Origin of the sequence: Geobacillus zalihae NBRC 101842 (assembly GCF_001544135.1) — a bacterium.
GTDB classification, from domain to species: Bacteria; Bacillota; Bacilli; order Bacillales; family Anoxybacillaceae; genus Geobacillus; species Geobacillus zalihae.
In genome coordinates, this window is the sequence record NZ_BCPV01000010.1 from 1 (window position 1) to 16,595 (window position 16,595).

Annotated in this window: 15 protein-coding genes; all 15 read right to left on the reverse strand. The window is 56.7% G+C overall.

All coding sequences use genetic code 11. The features are described 5' to 3' along the window. Positions 1-84: 84 nt before the first annotated feature. Positions 85-1,575, reverse strand: a complete 1,491-nt coding sequence (locus tag GZ1_RS04910) for an aldehyde dehydrogenase family protein (protein ID WP_015375614.1) — start codon at positions 1,573-1,575, stop codon at positions 85-87. A 117-nt stretch (positions 1,576-1,692) separates the two neighbouring features. After that, complete coding sequence (locus GZ1_RS04915) at positions 1,693-2,121, reverse strand: hypothetical protein (RefSeq protein WP_015375615.1); 429 nt, start codon at positions 2,119-2,121, stop codon at positions 1,693-1,695. A gap of 171 nt (positions 2,122-2,292) precedes the next feature. Beyond that, the gene (locus tag GZ1_RS04920; RefSeq protein ID WP_060788012.1) at positions 2,293-3,399 is read right to left on the reverse strand and encodes a Zn-dependent alcohol dehydrogenase; all 1,107 of its coding nucleotides are present in this window, start codon (positions 3,397-3,399) and stop codon (positions 2,293-2,295) included. A gap of 27 nt (positions 3,400-3,426) precedes the next feature. Further along, complete coding sequence (locus GZ1_RS04925) at positions 3,427-3,753, reverse strand: hypothetical protein (protein ID WP_011232249.1); 327 nt, start codon at positions 3,751-3,753, stop codon at positions 3,427-3,429. Positions 3,754-3,769: 16 nt separating this feature from the next. After that, positions 3,770-5,515 (reverse strand): ABC1 kinase family protein, encoded by a 1,746-nt coding sequence (locus tag GZ1_RS04930; RefSeq protein ID WP_060788013.1) that lies wholly within the window; start codon positions 5,513-5,515, stop codon positions 3,770-3,772. Positions 5,516-5,536: 21 nt separating this feature from the next. Further along, positions 5,537-6,679, reverse strand: coding sequence for a thiolase family protein (locus GZ1_RS04935; RefSeq protein WP_015375619.1), 1,143 nt, complete (start codon positions 6,677-6,679; stop codon positions 5,537-5,539). 69 nt (positions 6,680-6,748) lie between these two features. After that, a complete protein-coding gene (locus GZ1_RS04940; RefSeq protein ID WP_011232252.1) occupies positions 6,749-7,591 on the reverse strand; it encodes an SDR family NAD(P)-dependent oxidoreductase in 843 nt (280 codons plus the stop codon). A gap of 15 nt (positions 7,592-7,606) precedes the next feature. Beyond that, the gene (locus GZ1_RS04945) at positions 7,607-8,398 is read right to left on the reverse strand and encodes an enoyl-CoA hydratase/isomerase family protein (protein ID WP_015375620.1); all 792 of its coding nucleotides are present in this window, start codon (positions 8,396-8,398) and stop codon (positions 7,607-7,609) included. Positions 8,399-8,494: 96 nt separating this feature from the next. Continuing rightward, complete coding sequence (locus tag GZ1_RS04950; RefSeq protein WP_015375621.1) at positions 8,495-9,709, reverse strand: acyl-CoA dehydrogenase family protein; 1,215 nt, start codon at positions 9,707-9,709, stop codon at positions 8,495-8,497. Beyond that, a complete protein-coding gene (locus tag GZ1_RS04955) occupies positions 9,706-10,848 on the reverse strand; it encodes an acyl-CoA dehydrogenase family protein (protein WP_033005181.1) in 1,143 nt (380 codons plus the stop codon). The genes GZ1_RS04950 and GZ1_RS04955 overlap by 4 nt, the downstream gene beginning before the upstream one ends. A 20-nt stretch (positions 10,849-10,868) precedes the next feature. Beyond that, the gene (locus GZ1_RS04960; RefSeq protein ID WP_015375623.1) at positions 10,869-12,404 is read right to left on the reverse strand and encodes a class I adenylate-forming enzyme family protein; all 1,536 of its coding nucleotides are present in this window, start codon (positions 12,402-12,404) and stop codon (positions 10,869-10,871) included. A 66-nt stretch (positions 12,405-12,470) separates the two neighbouring features. Then, positions 12,471-12,818 carry an SCP2 sterol-binding domain-containing protein gene (locus GZ1_RS04965; protein WP_015375624.1) on the reverse strand — a complete coding sequence of 116 codons (348 nt, stop codon included), beginning with the start codon at positions 12,816-12,818 and terminating at the stop codon, positions 12,471-12,473. A 224-nt stretch (positions 12,819-13,042) separates the two neighbouring features. Then, positions 13,043-13,549: a hypothetical protein gene (locus GZ1_RS04970; protein ID WP_015375625.1), complete on the reverse strand. Its 507-nt coding sequence runs from the start codon at positions 13,547-13,549 to the stop codon at positions 13,043-13,045. Positions 13,550-13,941: 392 nt separating this feature from the next. Beyond that, the gene (locus GZ1_RS04975) at positions 13,942-15,132 is read right to left on the reverse strand and encodes an acetate kinase (protein WP_060788014.1); all 1,191 of its coding nucleotides are present in this window, start codon (positions 15,130-15,132) and stop codon (positions 13,942-13,944) included. Positions 15,133-15,509: 377 nt separating this feature from the next. Beyond that, positions 15,510-16,499 (reverse strand): class I SAM-dependent methyltransferase, encoded by a 990-nt coding sequence (locus GZ1_RS04980; RefSeq protein WP_060788015.1) that lies wholly within the window; start codon positions 16,497-16,499, stop codon positions 15,510-15,512. Between the last annotated feature and the right edge of the window lie 96 nt (positions 16,500-16,595).

Consider the following 16,595-nt stretch of genomic DNA (forward strand, 5'->3'; position numbering starts at 1 on the left):
CTTATATCGTTCAGCTTTGATGAAATCGATCCGTCCGAATGTCCTTCGAAAGTAAAAACGTTCCGACAAGGTTTTCCCCTGCTGTTAAAACAACGTCATCGGCCGGTCATTCAAGTCGCAAATAACCGTTTTCGTCTCGAGATAGGCATCAAGCGCCTGCATGCCAAGCTCTCTCCCGAGGCCGCTTTGCTTGTACCCGCCAAACGGCGCAGTCGGCGACAGCACTTGGTACGTGTTGATCCACACGGTTCCGCTTTTCACCCGCCGCGCTAAGCGGAGCGCCCGTTTGATGTCATTCGTCCAAACCGCCGCCGCCAAGCCGTAAATCGTATCGTTGGCAATGGAGGCGGCTTCCTCTTCATCTTGAAACGGAATGACAGCGGCGACCGGCCCGAAAATTTCTTCACAGGCGATGCGCATCGATGGCGATACATCGGCAAAAACCGTCGGTTCGATGAAATAGCCGCCGCCAAGCCCCTCCAAAGCTCTTCCGCCCGCCGCGAGCCGTGCTCCTTCCTGCTTGCCGATCTCAATGTAGCGCAACACTTTCTCGTATTGCTCCCGGCTGATGACGGGGCCAAGGTCGCTGCGCGCATCCACGCCAGGCCCGACTTTCAGCTTTTTCGCTTTGCTGGCCAACAGCTCGACAAACGTTTCGTAAACCGACCGTTCGACTAAAATGCGGCTTCCCGCTTGGCACACTTGCCCGGAGTTGTAGAACACGCCAAACAGCGCGCTTTTCGCCGCCTGTTCCAAGTCGGCGTCGGCAAAGATGATGTTCGGCGACTTGCCGCCGAGCTCGAGCGTCACCCGTTTGATGTGCGGCGCGGCCGCTTGCAAAATATGGCGGCCGGTCGCCGTCTCGCCGGTAAACGCGATTTTCGGCACGCCAGGGTGGCTGACGAGCGCTTTTCCGGCCTCATCGAGTCCAGGCAGGACGTTGATGACGCCTTCCGGCACGCCGGCCTCATGGCAAATCTCAGCAAGCTTCAACGCCGTCAGCGGCGTTTCCGGCGCCGGTTTTAACACCATCGTACAGCCGGCAGCGAGCGCTGGGGCGATTTTCCACGTCGGCATCAAAAGCGGAAAGTTCCACGGGGTGATGAGCCCAGCCACCCCGATCGGCTCCTTCATCGTCCACGCCATATAATCCGGCGCCGAGCCGGCGACGGAAAACGGCAGCACCTCCCCTTGCGGCTTGACGACGAGCGAGGCGAAAAAGTCGAAGCAGTCGGCGGCAAGCGGAATTTCAACAAACAACGCTAGATTGATCGGCATGCCGTTTTCCCGCGTCATGAGTTGCGCCAGTTCGTAGTGGTGCTGGCGGATCAGTTCGGCGATGCGCCGCAAGATGCGCCCGCGTTCAAGGGGGGGAATCGACAGCCAACGCCGGTCCGAAAACGCCTCTTCGGCGATGGCGACCGCTGCGTCGACATCTTTTTCCCCGGCGTTGGCCACACGGGCCGTCACTTGGCCTGTCGCCGGGTCGATGACGTCAAACATCGCGCCATCCGCCGCCGGCCGCCATTCTCCTCCAATCCATAAACCAGCTTCTGTTGTTTTCATAGAAATCATCGTCGTTTCTCCTTTCCCAACCGCTATATCGGGCGCAAAGCCGATGGAGACAGCGCGTTTTCAAGTGCTTACAGCGCCCCCTGGCGACATCCCGCCATGCATTCCCAAGCTCGCCTGCTATAGCAACAAGTCGCTCCGTCCGATTTCCTGCAAATATTCGCGGTACGCCGGGTAAATGGCGTCAAGCTGCGGCAATACTTTCAAGGCGTTCACAAGCGGCCCTTGCACTTTGATTTGCTGGCGGGCGAGCGCCTGCTGCAAATCGAGCTTCCCGAGCCAAAATTTATGCCCGACATCCGCCGTCTGCTCAAAAATGAGCTCCGGGCGCAGCGCTGTTTCGCCGCAGACAATTTTCAATTTCCCGTTTTCCTGCGCCCATGTAATTTTCGCTTCCGGCTTATGGAAAATGTATTGGACAAACGCGTCATATCCGGGCCCGAGCTCCGTCGCCGCAATCAATTCTTTTGACTCTTCCGTTTCGGCCACGCGTTCAAAAAAGCGGCCGAGAACGTCGTATACTTCCTGCTCGCTTTGAAACACCGGCATGTCAATCCCCCTCTCGTCTCGATCGTTCCACGTTTTTTCGATCCCCTTGTTTGCCCGTCCAAACACCGGCCTTCCCGTTTTCGTCCAAGGGCGGATGGAACGCCCTCTTTCCGACCGCCCAACAGCTTCTCTTGTTTGTTCACCCAAACGCACGCGGGGCGGCTTGTCGTCTCATTCTTCAAAGCGAATGATGCCGCGAATGTTTTGCCCGCTCTTTAAGGCGGCGAATCCGTCGTTGATTTGGTCGAGCGAATAGACGGCGCTGATGAGCGGTTCGAGCTTCAGCTTGCCCGCCGCGTACAAATCAAGCAGCTTCGGGTAGTCAACCGGCGGATTGCCTTGGCCAAGCCACGAACCGGTCAACGTTTTGGATTGGGACGGCAGCGAAAAGGCGTTGATCTCCACCGTTTCATGCGGCGCGGCGATGCCGACGATGACCGTCGTTCCCGCTTTTCGCGTCATGTTGTATGCGTCGGCCATCGTCTCCGGGCGGCCGATCGCTTCAAACGCATAGTCGACGCCGATGCCGTCGGTCAAGTCGAGCACGGCGCTGACGGCATCGTCCTCGCGGGCGTTGACGGTGTGCGTCGCCCCGAACGTTTTCGTCATCGCCAATTTTTCATCGACGACATCAATGGCTATAATTTGTTTCGCCCCCGCTAACGCGGCTCCTTGAATGATATTGAATCCGACGCCGCCGGCGCCGATCACCGCGACCGTGCTGCCCGGGCTCACCTTGGCCGTGTGAATGGCGGCGCCGACGCCGGTGATGACGCTGCAGCCGATCAAGGCGGCCACTTCAAACGGCACGTCGCGGCGAATCGGGATGGCTGCCTGCTCCGGCACGATGGTGTACTCGCTGAACGCGCCGGCGGTTAAAAATTGGTAGACGGATTTTCCATGCAGCGAAAAGCGCGTCGTCCCATCCGGCAGCGTGCCGGTCGCCATCAGCCGAGCCGCCTCCTCGCATAGATCGGGCCGCCCGGTGCGGCAATAGCTGCACGTCCCGCATGACGGCACCCAATTGAGCACCACATGGTCGCCTTGTTTGACACTTGTCACCCCTTCCCCGACTTCCTCGACAATGCCCGCTCCTTCGTGGCCGAGCACAATGGGAAGCGGGAGCGGCAATTGCCCTTGAACCACATGCCAATCGCTATGGCAAAGGCCCGCCGCTTTCATTTTCACTTTGACCTCCCCGCGCTTGGGGATTGCCAAATCCAGTTCTTCGATTGACAGCGGCTCCCCGTAGCGGTGCAATACTGCGGCTTTTGCCATGTCGTTCCCTCCTTTTCCATCCGCCCATTACGCCCGCTTGCCGGCCATATCCGCTTCCTCTTCACGGATGCCGCGGCCCCGCAATGCATCCAAATAGGCGTCCCATTCCTGCTTGAGCGTTTCTTTCAGCTTGAAAAGGCCGATGACGAGCGGCCGGGTCGAATGGTCTTGCAAAAACACATCGCGGATGACATCCTCAAACTCTTCCTTTTTCCCCGGCAGGCCGTGGTCTTTCCCATACAGCAAATGCTTATCGAGCAACCGCCGGATCGTCGGGCTTCCCGGCCCGCCGCTTTGCCGGTAAAACGCTTCGATGCGCTTTGACATCGTCAGCTCTTCTTGTTCCTCGCGCATGTTCCTTCCTCCCTCTTTAAAATCGCGGCCGCTGTTTGCGCGTCCGGAACAGCCGCCAGCCAAGGAAAACGACCAAGATGACAGAAACGGCCAACCCGATGTTGGCGATCGTCGTTTTCTCCATGCCGAGAAACGTTCCGCCCGGGATGCTGGCGACAATAAACCCGGTGGCCATAATGATGGCAAACGCGATGAGGGAAAGCGCCAAACGGTTGGCGATTTGGTTGAGCGTATTGCGCGTCACCGGGTCGGTTTGGACTTGCACGGTCATGCGCCATTTGTTTTCGGCCATCGTCTCCAACACTTTGTTGAACCGGCGCGGGAAGGTGGCGATCATTTCCGCCGTTTCAGCGACAAGACTCGCGTTGGCGCGAAAATTAAAGCGCTTTCCGAGGATGCTTTTTAAAATTGGAATTTCATACGCCTCCACGACTTCGCCGTACGAAATTTCCGGGCAAATCCAGCGCGCCGTCCCTTCGGTGGCGGAAAATCCTTTCGCCCAAAGCGCCAAGCCGTTCGGGACTTTGCAGTAGTTGCGGAGCCCGATCGCCGTCGCTTCAAGGACGAGGCGGCCGTAGTTGTAGCGGCTGCTGCCTTGGTGAGCGTTGACGTAATTGAGCGTCAACGTCCGCAACTCGTCTTTCAACTTGACGACATCGGTGTACACAGTCGGCGACATGAGCTCCATAAACACCTCGGCGGCGTCTTCCGCCTGGTTGAGCTGGATGTGCAAAATGACGCGCATTAAAATTTGCGCCATCACGCTGTCCATCCGCCCGGTCATCCCCCAGTCGATGATGACCGCTTTTTTCGTCCGTTTGTCAATCATAATGTTGGAACCGTGGGCATCGGCATGGTAATGGCCGTCAAGCATCGTCTGCACGTAATGGTGGACGAGGTCAATCATAATGTTGACCCGCTCTTCGAAAGTGAGAAAGTCAACAGGGAAATCTTTGATGAGCCAGCCGTCGATATATTCCATAATTAAGACGCTTTTCGTCGCGTCGTACACGTGCGGAACCGTGACATGTTCAGCCCTCCTTTCGTACTTTTGCTTCATTTCTTGCATTTTTCTTGCTTCTTCCGTCATGTCGAGCTCATCCATGGCGCTGCTGTAATAATCTTGCACGAGCCCCCCAAGATCGAGGGCGGCCTGCAGCTCGGGCGGCAGCCGCTTTTGCAGGCGGGCGGCCATTTTTTTGATAATGGCGATATCGGTTTGAAACAGCTTTTCGACCGTCGGGCGCACCACTTTCACGGCGACGACCGGACCGTCTTTCAGCTTCGCTTTGTATACTTGGGCGAGCGACGCTGAACCGAGGGGCGTTTCGTCGATCCACTCAAACGTCTCGAGGCCGTCGGACAGCTCGCGTTCGAGAATGTATTGAATTTTGGCAAACTCGATCGGCGGCACCCGGTCGAGCAGCTTCTCAAGCTCGAGTGTCACCGGCTCCGGCAGTAAATCTTGCCTGGTGACGAGCACTTGCCCGAGCTTGATGAACGTCGGGCCGAGCTCCTCAAACGCCAGGCGCAGCCTTCGGCCGACATGGCGCCAATAGTCGTTGTCCCCTCCCTTTCCCCGCAGCCTATGGGCGATGGCGTCGCCCAGCACCATGCCGAGCCCGTTTTTGACAAGCACAGCGATGATTTTCCGCCGTCGTTTTCCCGCCGTAATGGCGGCTAGCTCCTCTTCAATGGCCGCGCCAATCGCCGCCCAGTCGCGGGCCGGTTTTGGTTTGGCCGTTTCGATCGACGCGTGCAAACGGCTTCCCTCCTCTCTGCTTTACAGCCGTTCAATAATGGTGGCGGTCGCCATGCCAAAGCCGATGCACATCACTTGCAATCCGTATTTCCCGTCCATGTCCTCAAGCTCATGAAGCAGCGTCGTCATCAACCGGGCGCCGCTCGCGCCGAGCGGATGGCCGAGGGCAATCGCCCCGCCGCGCGGATTGACTTTTGCCATATCCGGCTCGAGCTCCCGCTCCCACGCCTTGACGACGGAAGCGAACGCTTCATTGATTTCGATCACATCGATGTCATCCAAACGCAGCCCGGCTTTGTCGAGCACGCGGCGCGTCGCGGGAATGACGCCGGTCAACATCAAAATCGGATCTTCGCCGACGACCGTGCGGGCGACGATGCGGGCTCTAGGCCGCAAGCCAAGCGCTGCCGCCTTTTCTGCCGACATGAGCAGCACGCCGGCCGCGCCGTCGCTCACTTGACTCGAGTTGCCGGCCGTAATGACGCCATCTTTCGGCTGGAACGACGGCTTGAGCGCCGCCAGCTTTTCAAGCGACGTGTCGCGCCGAATCCCTTCGTCGCGGGTGAAGGACACCGTCCCCTCCTCGCCCGGCACGTCAAGCGGAATGATTTCCCGCTCAAACATCCCACGGTCGGTTGCCGCCGCCGCTTTTTCATGGCTTTGCAAGGAAAACGCATCAAGCTCTTCCCGAGACACCCCCCATTTTTTCGCGATCATCTCCGCAGAAATCCCTTGCGGCACGATGTTGTACCGACTTGTCAGCTGGCGGCTGAACCGCCCCATGTCGCTTCCCATCGGAACGCGCGTCATGCTTTCGACCCCGGCGGCGATGGCGATGTCGATGTCGCCGGCCAAAATCGCCTGTGCCGCGCTATGAATCGCCTGTTGGCTCGAGCCGCACATCCGGTTTAAGGAAAACGCCGGCACTCCGACCGGAAATCCGGCGGCGAGCACCGCTTGGCGGGCGATGTTGCCCCCTTGCTCTCCGGTCATTGTCACACAGCCGACGATGACATCTTCCACCAGGCCGGCATCCAGCCCATTTCGGTCGACAAGCGCCCGCAGCACCGGAACAAGCAAATCGACCGGATGGACGCTTGAGAGCGCCCCTTTTTTCTTGCCGATCGCCGTGCGCACGGCGTCAACAATCACCACTTCCCTCATGCCGCTCCTCCTTTTCTGTCTGAACATCGAACTTCCTTCAGCACGCCCCGAAGCGCGGCGTCCGTTTCGTCAAAACGTAAACAATTCGATGCCGCCTGAAACATTCAACCCAATCCCCGTAATGTACTTCGCTTTATCGGAACAAAGGAACACGATGGCATTGGCGACGTCTTCCGGCTCGCCCGGACGGCGGAACGCGGTGCGCTGGATCATGCGCTCATTCATTTTCGGGTTGCCCATGCGAAACGCTTCCGTGTTGATGATGCCCGGGACGATGGCGTTCACCGTAATGCCGTAGCGCGCCCCTTCAAGCGCCATGCTTTTCGTAAAGCTCAGCACCGCTCCTTTCGTCGCCGAATAGCTCGCCTGGCCGAAGCCGCCAAGCGTCCCGGCGACAGACGACATGTTGATGATCCGCCCCCATCCTTGCTCTTTCATATACGGCCATACCGCTTTTGTACAGTTGTACGTGCCGGTCAGGTTCACCCGCAAATCGCGCTCCCAAAACTCATCGTTTTGCTTTTCGATTTGCGAAACGTGGTCGAGCGTGCCGGCGTTGTTGACCAAAATATCAATGGAACCAAACTCTTCTTTGACGCGGGCAAACACTTCTTTCACTTGCTCACGGTCGGTGACGTCCATTTTGAGAGCCAGCGCCCGCCGCCCCATGGCGCGAATGTCTTCCGCTGTCTTTTCGGCGTACACCACTTTTGTACTCTGCATCACTTGTGAGAGCGGTCCATATTTTTGCGCCGTCTGTTTGCTTTCTTCATCCGATTCGAGCAAAATATCGGTAATGACGACATCCGCTCCCGCTTCGGCAAGCGCCAAGGCATCCGCGCGCCCGAGGCCGCGTGAGGCGCCGGTGACGACCGCCACTTTTCCTTTCAGCAGTTCCGCCCATGACGACATCGGTGATCCCTCCGTTTAACGTAAAAATTGCGGTTGTTTCTTTTGGAAAAACGCCGCCAGCCCAATCGCCGGCTCTCCTGTCTTAAACGTTGCCGCAAATGATGCCGCTTCGATGCCAAATCCATCCTCTGGAAGCCCCTCGGCCGCATAGATGGCCCGCTTGGCAAGCCCCATCGCCCGCACGGCCCCTTCTGACAGTTGCTCGGCAAACGCCGCCGCCTCTTCTTCCAACCGCTCCGGGGGCGTGATGCGATGAATGAGGCCGAGTTCGAGCGCTTCTTGCGGTTCAAGCCGTCTGGCGAGAAAAATGAGTTCCGTCGCTTTCGCCCGCCCGACGAGGCGCGTCAGCCGCTGCGTGCCACCCGCGCCAGGGATCAGGCCGAGCGAGACTTCCGTCAAGCCGATTTTGCCGCCGCCCATGATGCGGAAATCGCAAGCCAACGCCAATTCGCAGCCGCCACCGAGCGCGTAGCCGTTGATGGCCGCGATGACCGGCTTCGGCATCGTCGCGAATCGGTCGAAGCAGCGCTGCATGCGGGCGCTTTGTTCGGCGATGCCCGCTTCATTGCCGGCAAACTGGGTTCCTCGCTGAATCATATCCTTTAAATCAGCGCCGGCGAGAAACGTTTTCGGATGGGCCGACGCGATGACGACAACGCGCACCCCGCGGTCGGCTTCCAATTCATCGGCTGCTTTCTCCAATTCTTCCATTAATCGCTCGCTAATGGCGTTCGCCGGCGGGTTGTCGATCATCACCCAAGCGACTCCTTTGTTTCGCCGCTCGATGCGCAGCGTTTCGTAAGGCATCGGAATTCCCCCTTTCGTTCGATCGAACCGGCAACTTCATAAATGATCATCGCTCTCCACCGCGAGCGGAGATGTTTGGGTCGCCGCCTCGCTCTTCTATACGTGCACCCCGTATGGCGCATACAACCGCCTTGCGGTGACAAGGCGTTGGATTTGTTGCGTGCCTTCGAAAATATCGAACACTTTCACATCGCGGTACAATTTCTCGACCAAATGTCCGTCAAGGCCGACGGGCCCGAGCAGTTCAAGGCACATAGCGCATACATGAAGCGCCATTTTCCCGGCCACTGCCTTGCAGATAGCCGCTTCCATCGCATTCGGCTCGCCAATGTCGGCTTTCCACGCCGCTTCCCACGTCAACAGGCGAGCAACGTCAATCTCTTGCTCCGCCTCGGCAAGCAGGGCGGCTGCTTCATAGTACAACCGTCCTTGTTTCGGGTACTCGCTGCGAACGATGTCAAGCGTATATTCATAGGCGGCGCGGGCGATGCCGACGGCCATGGCCGCGACGATCGGCCTCGTGCTGTCAAACGTTTTCATCGCCACTTGGAAGCCGGACGGGCGATTTTCGTTTGCGCTGTACAGCTCTTCACCGCCAAGCAAATTTTCATCAGGAACAAAGCAGTCTTCAAACAAGAGCTCCGCCGTTTCATTGGCGCGCAAACCCATCTTATGGACGGTGCGGGTCGCGACAAATCCCGGCGTCCCTTTTTCGACGACAAACGCCCGGTGCCCGGCGCGGCCCAACTTCGGATCAACCGTGGCGAACACGACGACCCAAGAAGCGCGGGCGCCGTTGGTGATGAAAATTTTTTGCCCGTTTAAGAGATAGCCGCCGTCCACTTTTTTCGCCGTCGTGCGGATGCCGGACGCGTCCGAGCCGGCTTCCGGTTCCGTCAAGGCGTAAGCTCCCCAGCGCGGCTCCTCCTTCGTGAAAATGGACAAAAACCGCTGCTTTTGCTCGGGCGTGCCGCTCGATTGAATCGGCGGACCGCCTAAGCCAGGGCCGGGAAGGGAAAGGGCGATGCCTGGGCATCCCCACGCGAGCTCCTCAGCGGCGATGACGGCCACGCGGTTGCCTTCGCGCTCTTTTTTCTCCTTTTTCTTTTCCGAATCAGCCGAAGCACGCCCTCCGCCAAACGAAGACGCATTCAGCTGGATGCCCATTTTGTTGACTTTTTGCAGCCATTCGTCCGGCACCCGCCCGAGCCGGTCGGCCTCCAGCGCGATCGGGCGCACTTCATGTTTAGCAAACCAATGGACGAGTTCTTTGATTTGTTTTTGCTGCGGTGAGAATTCAAAGGAAATCATGGCGCCACCCTCTCTTTCCGTTTGCCCAGCAGCTGTTCGCCGCGGCGGATGAGCCAATCCGTTTCCCGGCCGTACAGCATCACTTGCGCCTGGGCGTCGCGCATCCATTTTTCAGCCGGGTATTCTTGCACGTACCCGTGCCCGCCGAGCATTTGCACGGCCTGATCGGTGACATAGCGCAGGGAACGATGAGCTCGCGACAACGCGCTCCAGGCGTAGCCGCCCGCCTGTTCATCCCCTCGGTCAACTGCAGCGGCCGCTTGCCATACAAGCAGTTTCGCCCCGCGGCATTCGAACGCCATTTCGGCGATCGTAAATGACACCCCTTGGAACTTGGCGATCTCCTGTCCGAACGCCTTTCTTCCCGCAGTGTATTCAATGGTGTAATCAAGCGCCGCCTCCATCAAGCCGACTTCCTTCGCCGCTTCGATGACTTGGTTTCGGGCGCGCATGCGGTTGAGCAATGCATCCGCTTCCGGGCCGCGGGCCACGAGTTGTTCCGGACCGGCGTACACTTCTGCGAATCGAAGGCGAGCGATGCCGGCAGCCAGCAGCCCAAGCCTGATGTCTCCTTCTTCGATCTCCCATACTCGCTCATCAAAGGCGAGCAATACCGTTTCCTCTTCTTCGTCCCTAGCGGCGATGACCGCCCAGTCGGCTTTCGACGCCAAGCGGACTGGAGACGACACCCCGTCCACAATATATCCGCTGCCGCGCCGGCGCACGCGAATCGCTTCCTTCAGCGGTTCTTTTTGTTCCGCTTCGTCGATCCAGGCGACAGTCGGCCATCCGCCTTTCGCCATCTCCCGGTACCGGTGCCACACGCGGTGCTCGGGAGACAGACGAAAGAGGGAAGACGCCTCCCCGGCCCCCGGAAGCCCTTGAATGACGCCTAAATCGCCATAGCTGAGCGCTTGCCAGATGATCGATTGCGACAGAAGCGGCAGTTCCAAGCCTCCCCACGATTCCGGAAGCTCGAGCGTTGACAAGCCGAGCTCATCCACCCGTTCGCTCACATCAACTGAAACCGTTCGATGTTTTTCACACTCTCTTGCGACCGGCCGAATTTTCTCAACGGCTAGGCTGCGGGCAACTTGAAAAAACGCCTGTTCTTCTTTCGACGGTTGAAAGGATATCACCTTGCCCCTCTCCTTTTCCATTACGATTGAACAGCGGGAATGAACTCGCTCGCCCATTCGCGCAGCTTCTTTTTGTCGATTTTGCCGATCATCGTTTTCGGCAAATAGCCGACCTTTTTCAAAAAGCGCGGGGTTTTGTATTTCGCCAACCGCTTTTGGCAAAACTCGATCAGCTCCGCTTCCGTCACTTGGGCCCCGCGCCGAACGACGACATACGCGGCGACTTCTTCGCCCATTTTCGGTGAAGGGACGCCGACGACGCCGGCTTCCAGCACGTCCGGATGGGACATCAGCAGCTCCTCGATATCGCGCGGGTAAATATTGAATCCACCGCGAATGATGACATCTTTTTTCCGATCGACGATAAACACATACCCGTCCTCATCGATGCGCGCCATATCGCCGGTATACAACCAGCCGTCGCGCAGCGCCTGGCGGGTCTCCTCGTCTTTTCCATAGTAGCCTTGAAAAACGTTTGGACCCGACACAATCAGTTCTCCGACTTCGTTTGGCGGCAGGGGATTTCCGTATTCATCGACGACCGCCACCCGAACCCCGGGAAGCGGCAAGCCGACTGATCCAAGCTTGATCGGTTTCGTCGGATCCGTCGCCGTCACAATCGGCGCCGCCTCGGACAGACCGTATCCCTCCAAAATAAGACAGTTGAACTTGCGCTGAAACTGCTCAGCAAGTTCGGGCGGCAGCGCCGCAGAACCGGATATGCAAGCCACCAAGCTGGAAGTGTCGTACCGGTCGGCCTCGGCATAATGGCATAAAGCATGAAACATCGCCGGCACCATCGCCGTATGCGTCACCCGATGCCGCTCGATCGCTTCGAGCGCTTTTTTCGGCTCAAAATACGGCAGAAGGACGACTTGATCCCCCAAAAGGAGCGCGACGTTCATCATCGTAAATCCGAACGCATGGGAGATGGGCAATACCCCAAGGCCGACGCGTGCAAATTCGGTCGGCAGCCGCTTCGCCATCTCAGCGGCCGCTTCCGCATTCGTGGACAAATTGCGGTGCGTCAACACAACCCCTTTCGGCTGGCCGGTCGTTCCCGACGTGTAAAGCAAAGCCGCAGGATCGTTTTCATTGACTTCCGACGTCGTCAGGCTGGCAGGAGCTTGTTCCATTCTCGTTCGCAAAGAGTGAGGAGAATCCGGAGCGTCCAGCGTGACGATCATCGGAGGCGCCGGCAAGCCATTGGCGGCCTCTTTCGCTTTCGCCCACAGCATTTCCGCCGTCAGCACCACTTTCGGTTGGCAGTCTTTAAAAATGTAATGGAGCTCCTGCGTCTGCAACAGCGGCAACACCGGCACGACAACCGCTCCTGCTTTCAAGACGCCGCTAAAGGCGATGATGACTTCCGGGCTGTTCGGCATCGTTACAACAACGCGGTCGCCCGGCTTGACCCCAAGTTCAATCAATGCATGAGCCAGCTGAGACGAACGGGTATCGCATTCAATGTTCGTATATTCTTTTCCTTCGAATACCAGCAACGGATACGGTCCATATTCCTCTATGTTTCGTTTCCAAATATCCGTCAAACGCATCGTCCGCTTCTCCCCTATCGGTTTGTCAGAGGACAGCCGATTTGTCGACCGCCCTCTTTTCCTCCGTTAAGCCTGCTTTGCACTGTTGTATGCGGCGAGCACTTCTTGAAGGCGAAGCGCCAGCCCCATATCTCCGTCAATGCGAAGCCGCCCGCTCATAAACGCCTCCGTTCCGTTCAATTCCCCTTCCGCCATTTTTTTAAAATCTTCACTGTCCATGCTTAACGTGCAATCAGAAGGCTCTTGCTCCCCTTCAATGACAAATCCTGCATCCGGCCGGAGCACGACTTGGTAGACGCCGGCTTCATCGCCGCTCAAATTGAATTGATACACGGCGACAATTCCTTCCGCTCGTGAAATGTCTTCTTTCAATTGTTGATCGATCATCTGAAACACTTCTTTCACACTGGGCATATCAGTACCTCCTTAATATTTTGAACTATCAGAAATTTTTTGGCCCACTTTTACTATAAACCGCTTTCAATCATTCATCCATCCCGATGATGCTCGGATTTTTCCTTTTGCTTTTGCGTTTTCACCCGACATTTGTCCGGCCATGAAAGCGGGCTACAAAAAATTTCCATCAAACCAAACATCTAAATGACGTTTGGGGCATCACCTTCCTGTCAGCGCCGAGCTCACAAGGCATGAAGAAGTCCATCCTCACCGATCAGCTCCAAATAGCGCCGATAAAGCGGAAACGCCGGCACGATGCGCGGCAGAAGCTGCAGCGCCTTCGCTTTCGATCCTTTTGCCTTCATTTTTCCGGTCATGAGCGCCAATGGAACGTTGATGTTGCCGCCCCAAAATTGGTGGGCGATATCGCCGGTCGTCTTGATGGCAACATCAGGCGCATCGATTGCCTGCCCGAAATAAATGGCGTAGTTTTCACCGGTTTCCGGCCGCCTCGCATCGATGCTGATGACCGCCTCCGGATCGGTCAAATAAAAGACGAACGCGGCGCGGGAACGGCGGATTTGTTCTCCAATCCGATTGATTTGCTCCACCTCGTTGCCGTATTCCTGATACGCTGGATGCTGTCCCCACCAGCTGCGCAGCTCCATTTCCGTCCTTGGGCGCGACGGAATTTGCATAAACTCGCCGATCACCCGATACACATGAGCATCATCACGAAACAATGCCATATCCGTTCACTCCCTTCAATCGAGTGTGCACTCTCATTTTGGCGCGAAACGACTCCCTCCAGCAATTCCGACAATTGCCGGGAGGAAACAGGCAAAACGAAGGGAACCCATGAACACTCAACAAAGCGTATAAGCGATGAAACAAAAAAATAGCCGCCCCGTTTGTTTGAGGCAGCTGTTTTGGCCAACATGGCTGCAACGATTCTTTTTAGGACAATCTTCAGCGCATCATTAATGGTGTAAACTCTCTTTTTGTTAACGCATGCTCGTTTTTTTATCGACAAAGAAAAAAGCAACCTCCTCCCACATTCGTAATCGAATATGAAAAAGGTTGCTTTAGCATGTTTTTGCTAGTTACAAATTACGTTTTTGTTTGTAAATCTCGTCAACCCCTACAAATTCGCCAGCCGCATGACGTCGCGGGCGATCATGACCTCTTCATTCGTCGGGATGACGAGCACTTTGACCGGCGAGTGCGGATAGCTGATGAACGCTTCTTTGCCGCGCACTTTGTTTAGGATGGGATCCCAGTACACCCCCATGAACTCGAGGCCGCGCAACACTTTCGCCCGCACGACTTCGCTGTTTTCGCCGATGCCGGCGGTGAAGATGATGGCATCGACCCCGCACATGCGCGCCGCATATGAGCCGATGTACTTATGAATGCGGTTCGCAAACACTTCAAGTGCCAGTTCTGCGCGCTCATTTCCTTCGGCGGCCGCTTTTTCCAAGTCGCGCAAATCGCTCGAGATGCCGGATATGCCGAGCATGCCGCTCTTTTTGTTCAGCACGTCAATCACTTCATCGGCCGTCATTCCCGTTTTTTCCATAATGTACGGGATGAGCGCCGGGTCGATGTTGCCGGAGCGCGTTCCCATCGCCACGCCGGCTAATGGCGTAAAGCCCATGGACGTGTCGATCGACTTGCCGCCTTCAACCGCCGCGATGCTCGCCCCGTTGCCTAAATGGCACGAGATGAGGCGCAGCTGTTCGATCGGCCGGCCGAGAAGCTCCGCCGCCCGCTGGGTGACGTATTTGTGCGACGTGCCGTGGAATCCGTACTTGCGGATGCCGAATTTCGTGTAATACTCATATGGCAAGCTGTATAAAAACGACTGTTCCGGCATCGTCTGGTGGAACGCCGTGTCAAACACCGCCACGGCCGGCACGTCCGGCAGCACTTCCTGAAACGCCCGAATGCCGACGAGGTTGGCCGGGTTATGGAGCGGAGCGAGCTCGGACACTTCTTCAATTTGCTTGATGACGTCCTCGGTGATGAGCACCGAATCACTGAACTTCTCCCCGCCGTGGACGACGCGGTGCCCGATGCCGTCAATTTCGTCAAACGAACGGATAATGCCGTAGCGAATGAGCTTATCAAGCAGCATTTTAACGGCCGCGGCATGATCCGGAATCGCCGTCACTTCTTGATGTTTTTCACCGTTTACGACAATGGTGAAAATCGCGTCGTCAAAGCCAATCCGTTCGACGACCCCTTTGGTCAACACCGTTTCTGCCGGCATCTCAAACAGCTGGAATTTCAACGAGGAACTTCCCGCATTAACGGCTAGCACTTTCGCCATCGAAAACACAGCTCCTTTTTTGCCAAAATCCGCTCGCGCTTACCGTTAGTGTGCGCGATTGGGCGCCGTTTCACTATGCCTTTTTCATTGTATGCCTCCCGTTTTCGCGTTTCAAGCGCGGCTTTGTTTCGCAACCGGTTGCAAGAAAAAGTTTTTATGTTGTGAAAAATGAAAACGGAGCTGACCGAAAAGGTCGGTGAAAAACAGCGATTCTTCGATGAAGAAAAGAGCAGCATTTATCATCTTGAGCCGAGAAGACCCCACTTCCACGCGTGAGCGCAAGGGGAGGAAGATGCAACCTCTCGTTTTGTGAAGGGGCTTGACGGCCTATACGGTGATCAAAAAGGGCGTCCCGCTGCGTTTGGGACACCCTTTCTTCAACGTTCTTTTTCCTCGGTGATCCAGGCGTCGATTTTCGCCATCATCGCCTGCATCGCCGATTTGTTGGAAAACCGCGGCAGCTCGACAAGCAGCACGTGTTTTGGCTTTTTGACGTTCGGCCCTTTCTTTTGCAAAATCAACACGCTTTTTGCCGCCTGATCGTTTTGAAACATCGACAGCGGCAGCTGCAAGACTCCTTGGACAATGGCCGCCTCTTTTAAAAATTCGTTCAGCTGCCCCGCCTGCGGGCTTGAGAACAACGTATTCGGGATGAGGAAAAACAAGTAGCCGCCCTCTTTCGTATAACGCAAGCTTTGCTCGATGAACAAATGATGGGCATACGACCGGCCTTCCTTCGCTTTTAAGGCGAAGCGGGCGGCATTGTCGTCATCCGGGTAATAGCCGACCGGCAGATCGCAGACAACGACGTCAACCGGCTCAACAAACAGCGGCCTTAGGCTGTCTTGGTTAAACAGCTGCACCGGATGCTTTTGCAAGTTCGCGTTGACGTACGCCAATTTGACAAGCAGATCATCGACATCGCTGCCGTAGCTCGCCGCCTGTTTTCCCCGAAGGCCGTTTAACACCGCCGTCAATAAATTCGCCGTGCCGACGGCCGGGTCGAGGATCTTAAGCGCCAAATGCGAGCGCGTAAACTCGCGGACCAAATACGCCAAAAACAAACTGACCGCATCCGGAGTCATTTGGTGGTGCGGCTGAACATGCTTGCGCATCCCTTTTAACACCGCAAGCTGAAACGCCTTGCGGATTTCTTCGTTTTGAAACCGTTCCAGCATCAGTTCGCGATACTGCTTTTTCAGCCGTTTCGCGTTCAGCTCGCTCACCTCATCTTGCAGCACGTCGCCGTGGAACAAATTCTCCCCCGTCTCCGCGACGGCTTCTAAATACGTGCATTGCAATTCTTCTTGCAAAAGTTGGGCCGTTTCATCGAATACCGTGAACAACCGTTCGACTGGCGTCATCATCTGTACGTCCCCACCTTTCTGCCAACGTCCCTTCTGTATATTGTACGGCCGTCCGCCTCGCGCCGCAAGAAAAGCGCCGATAGGAACGGAAAAGGC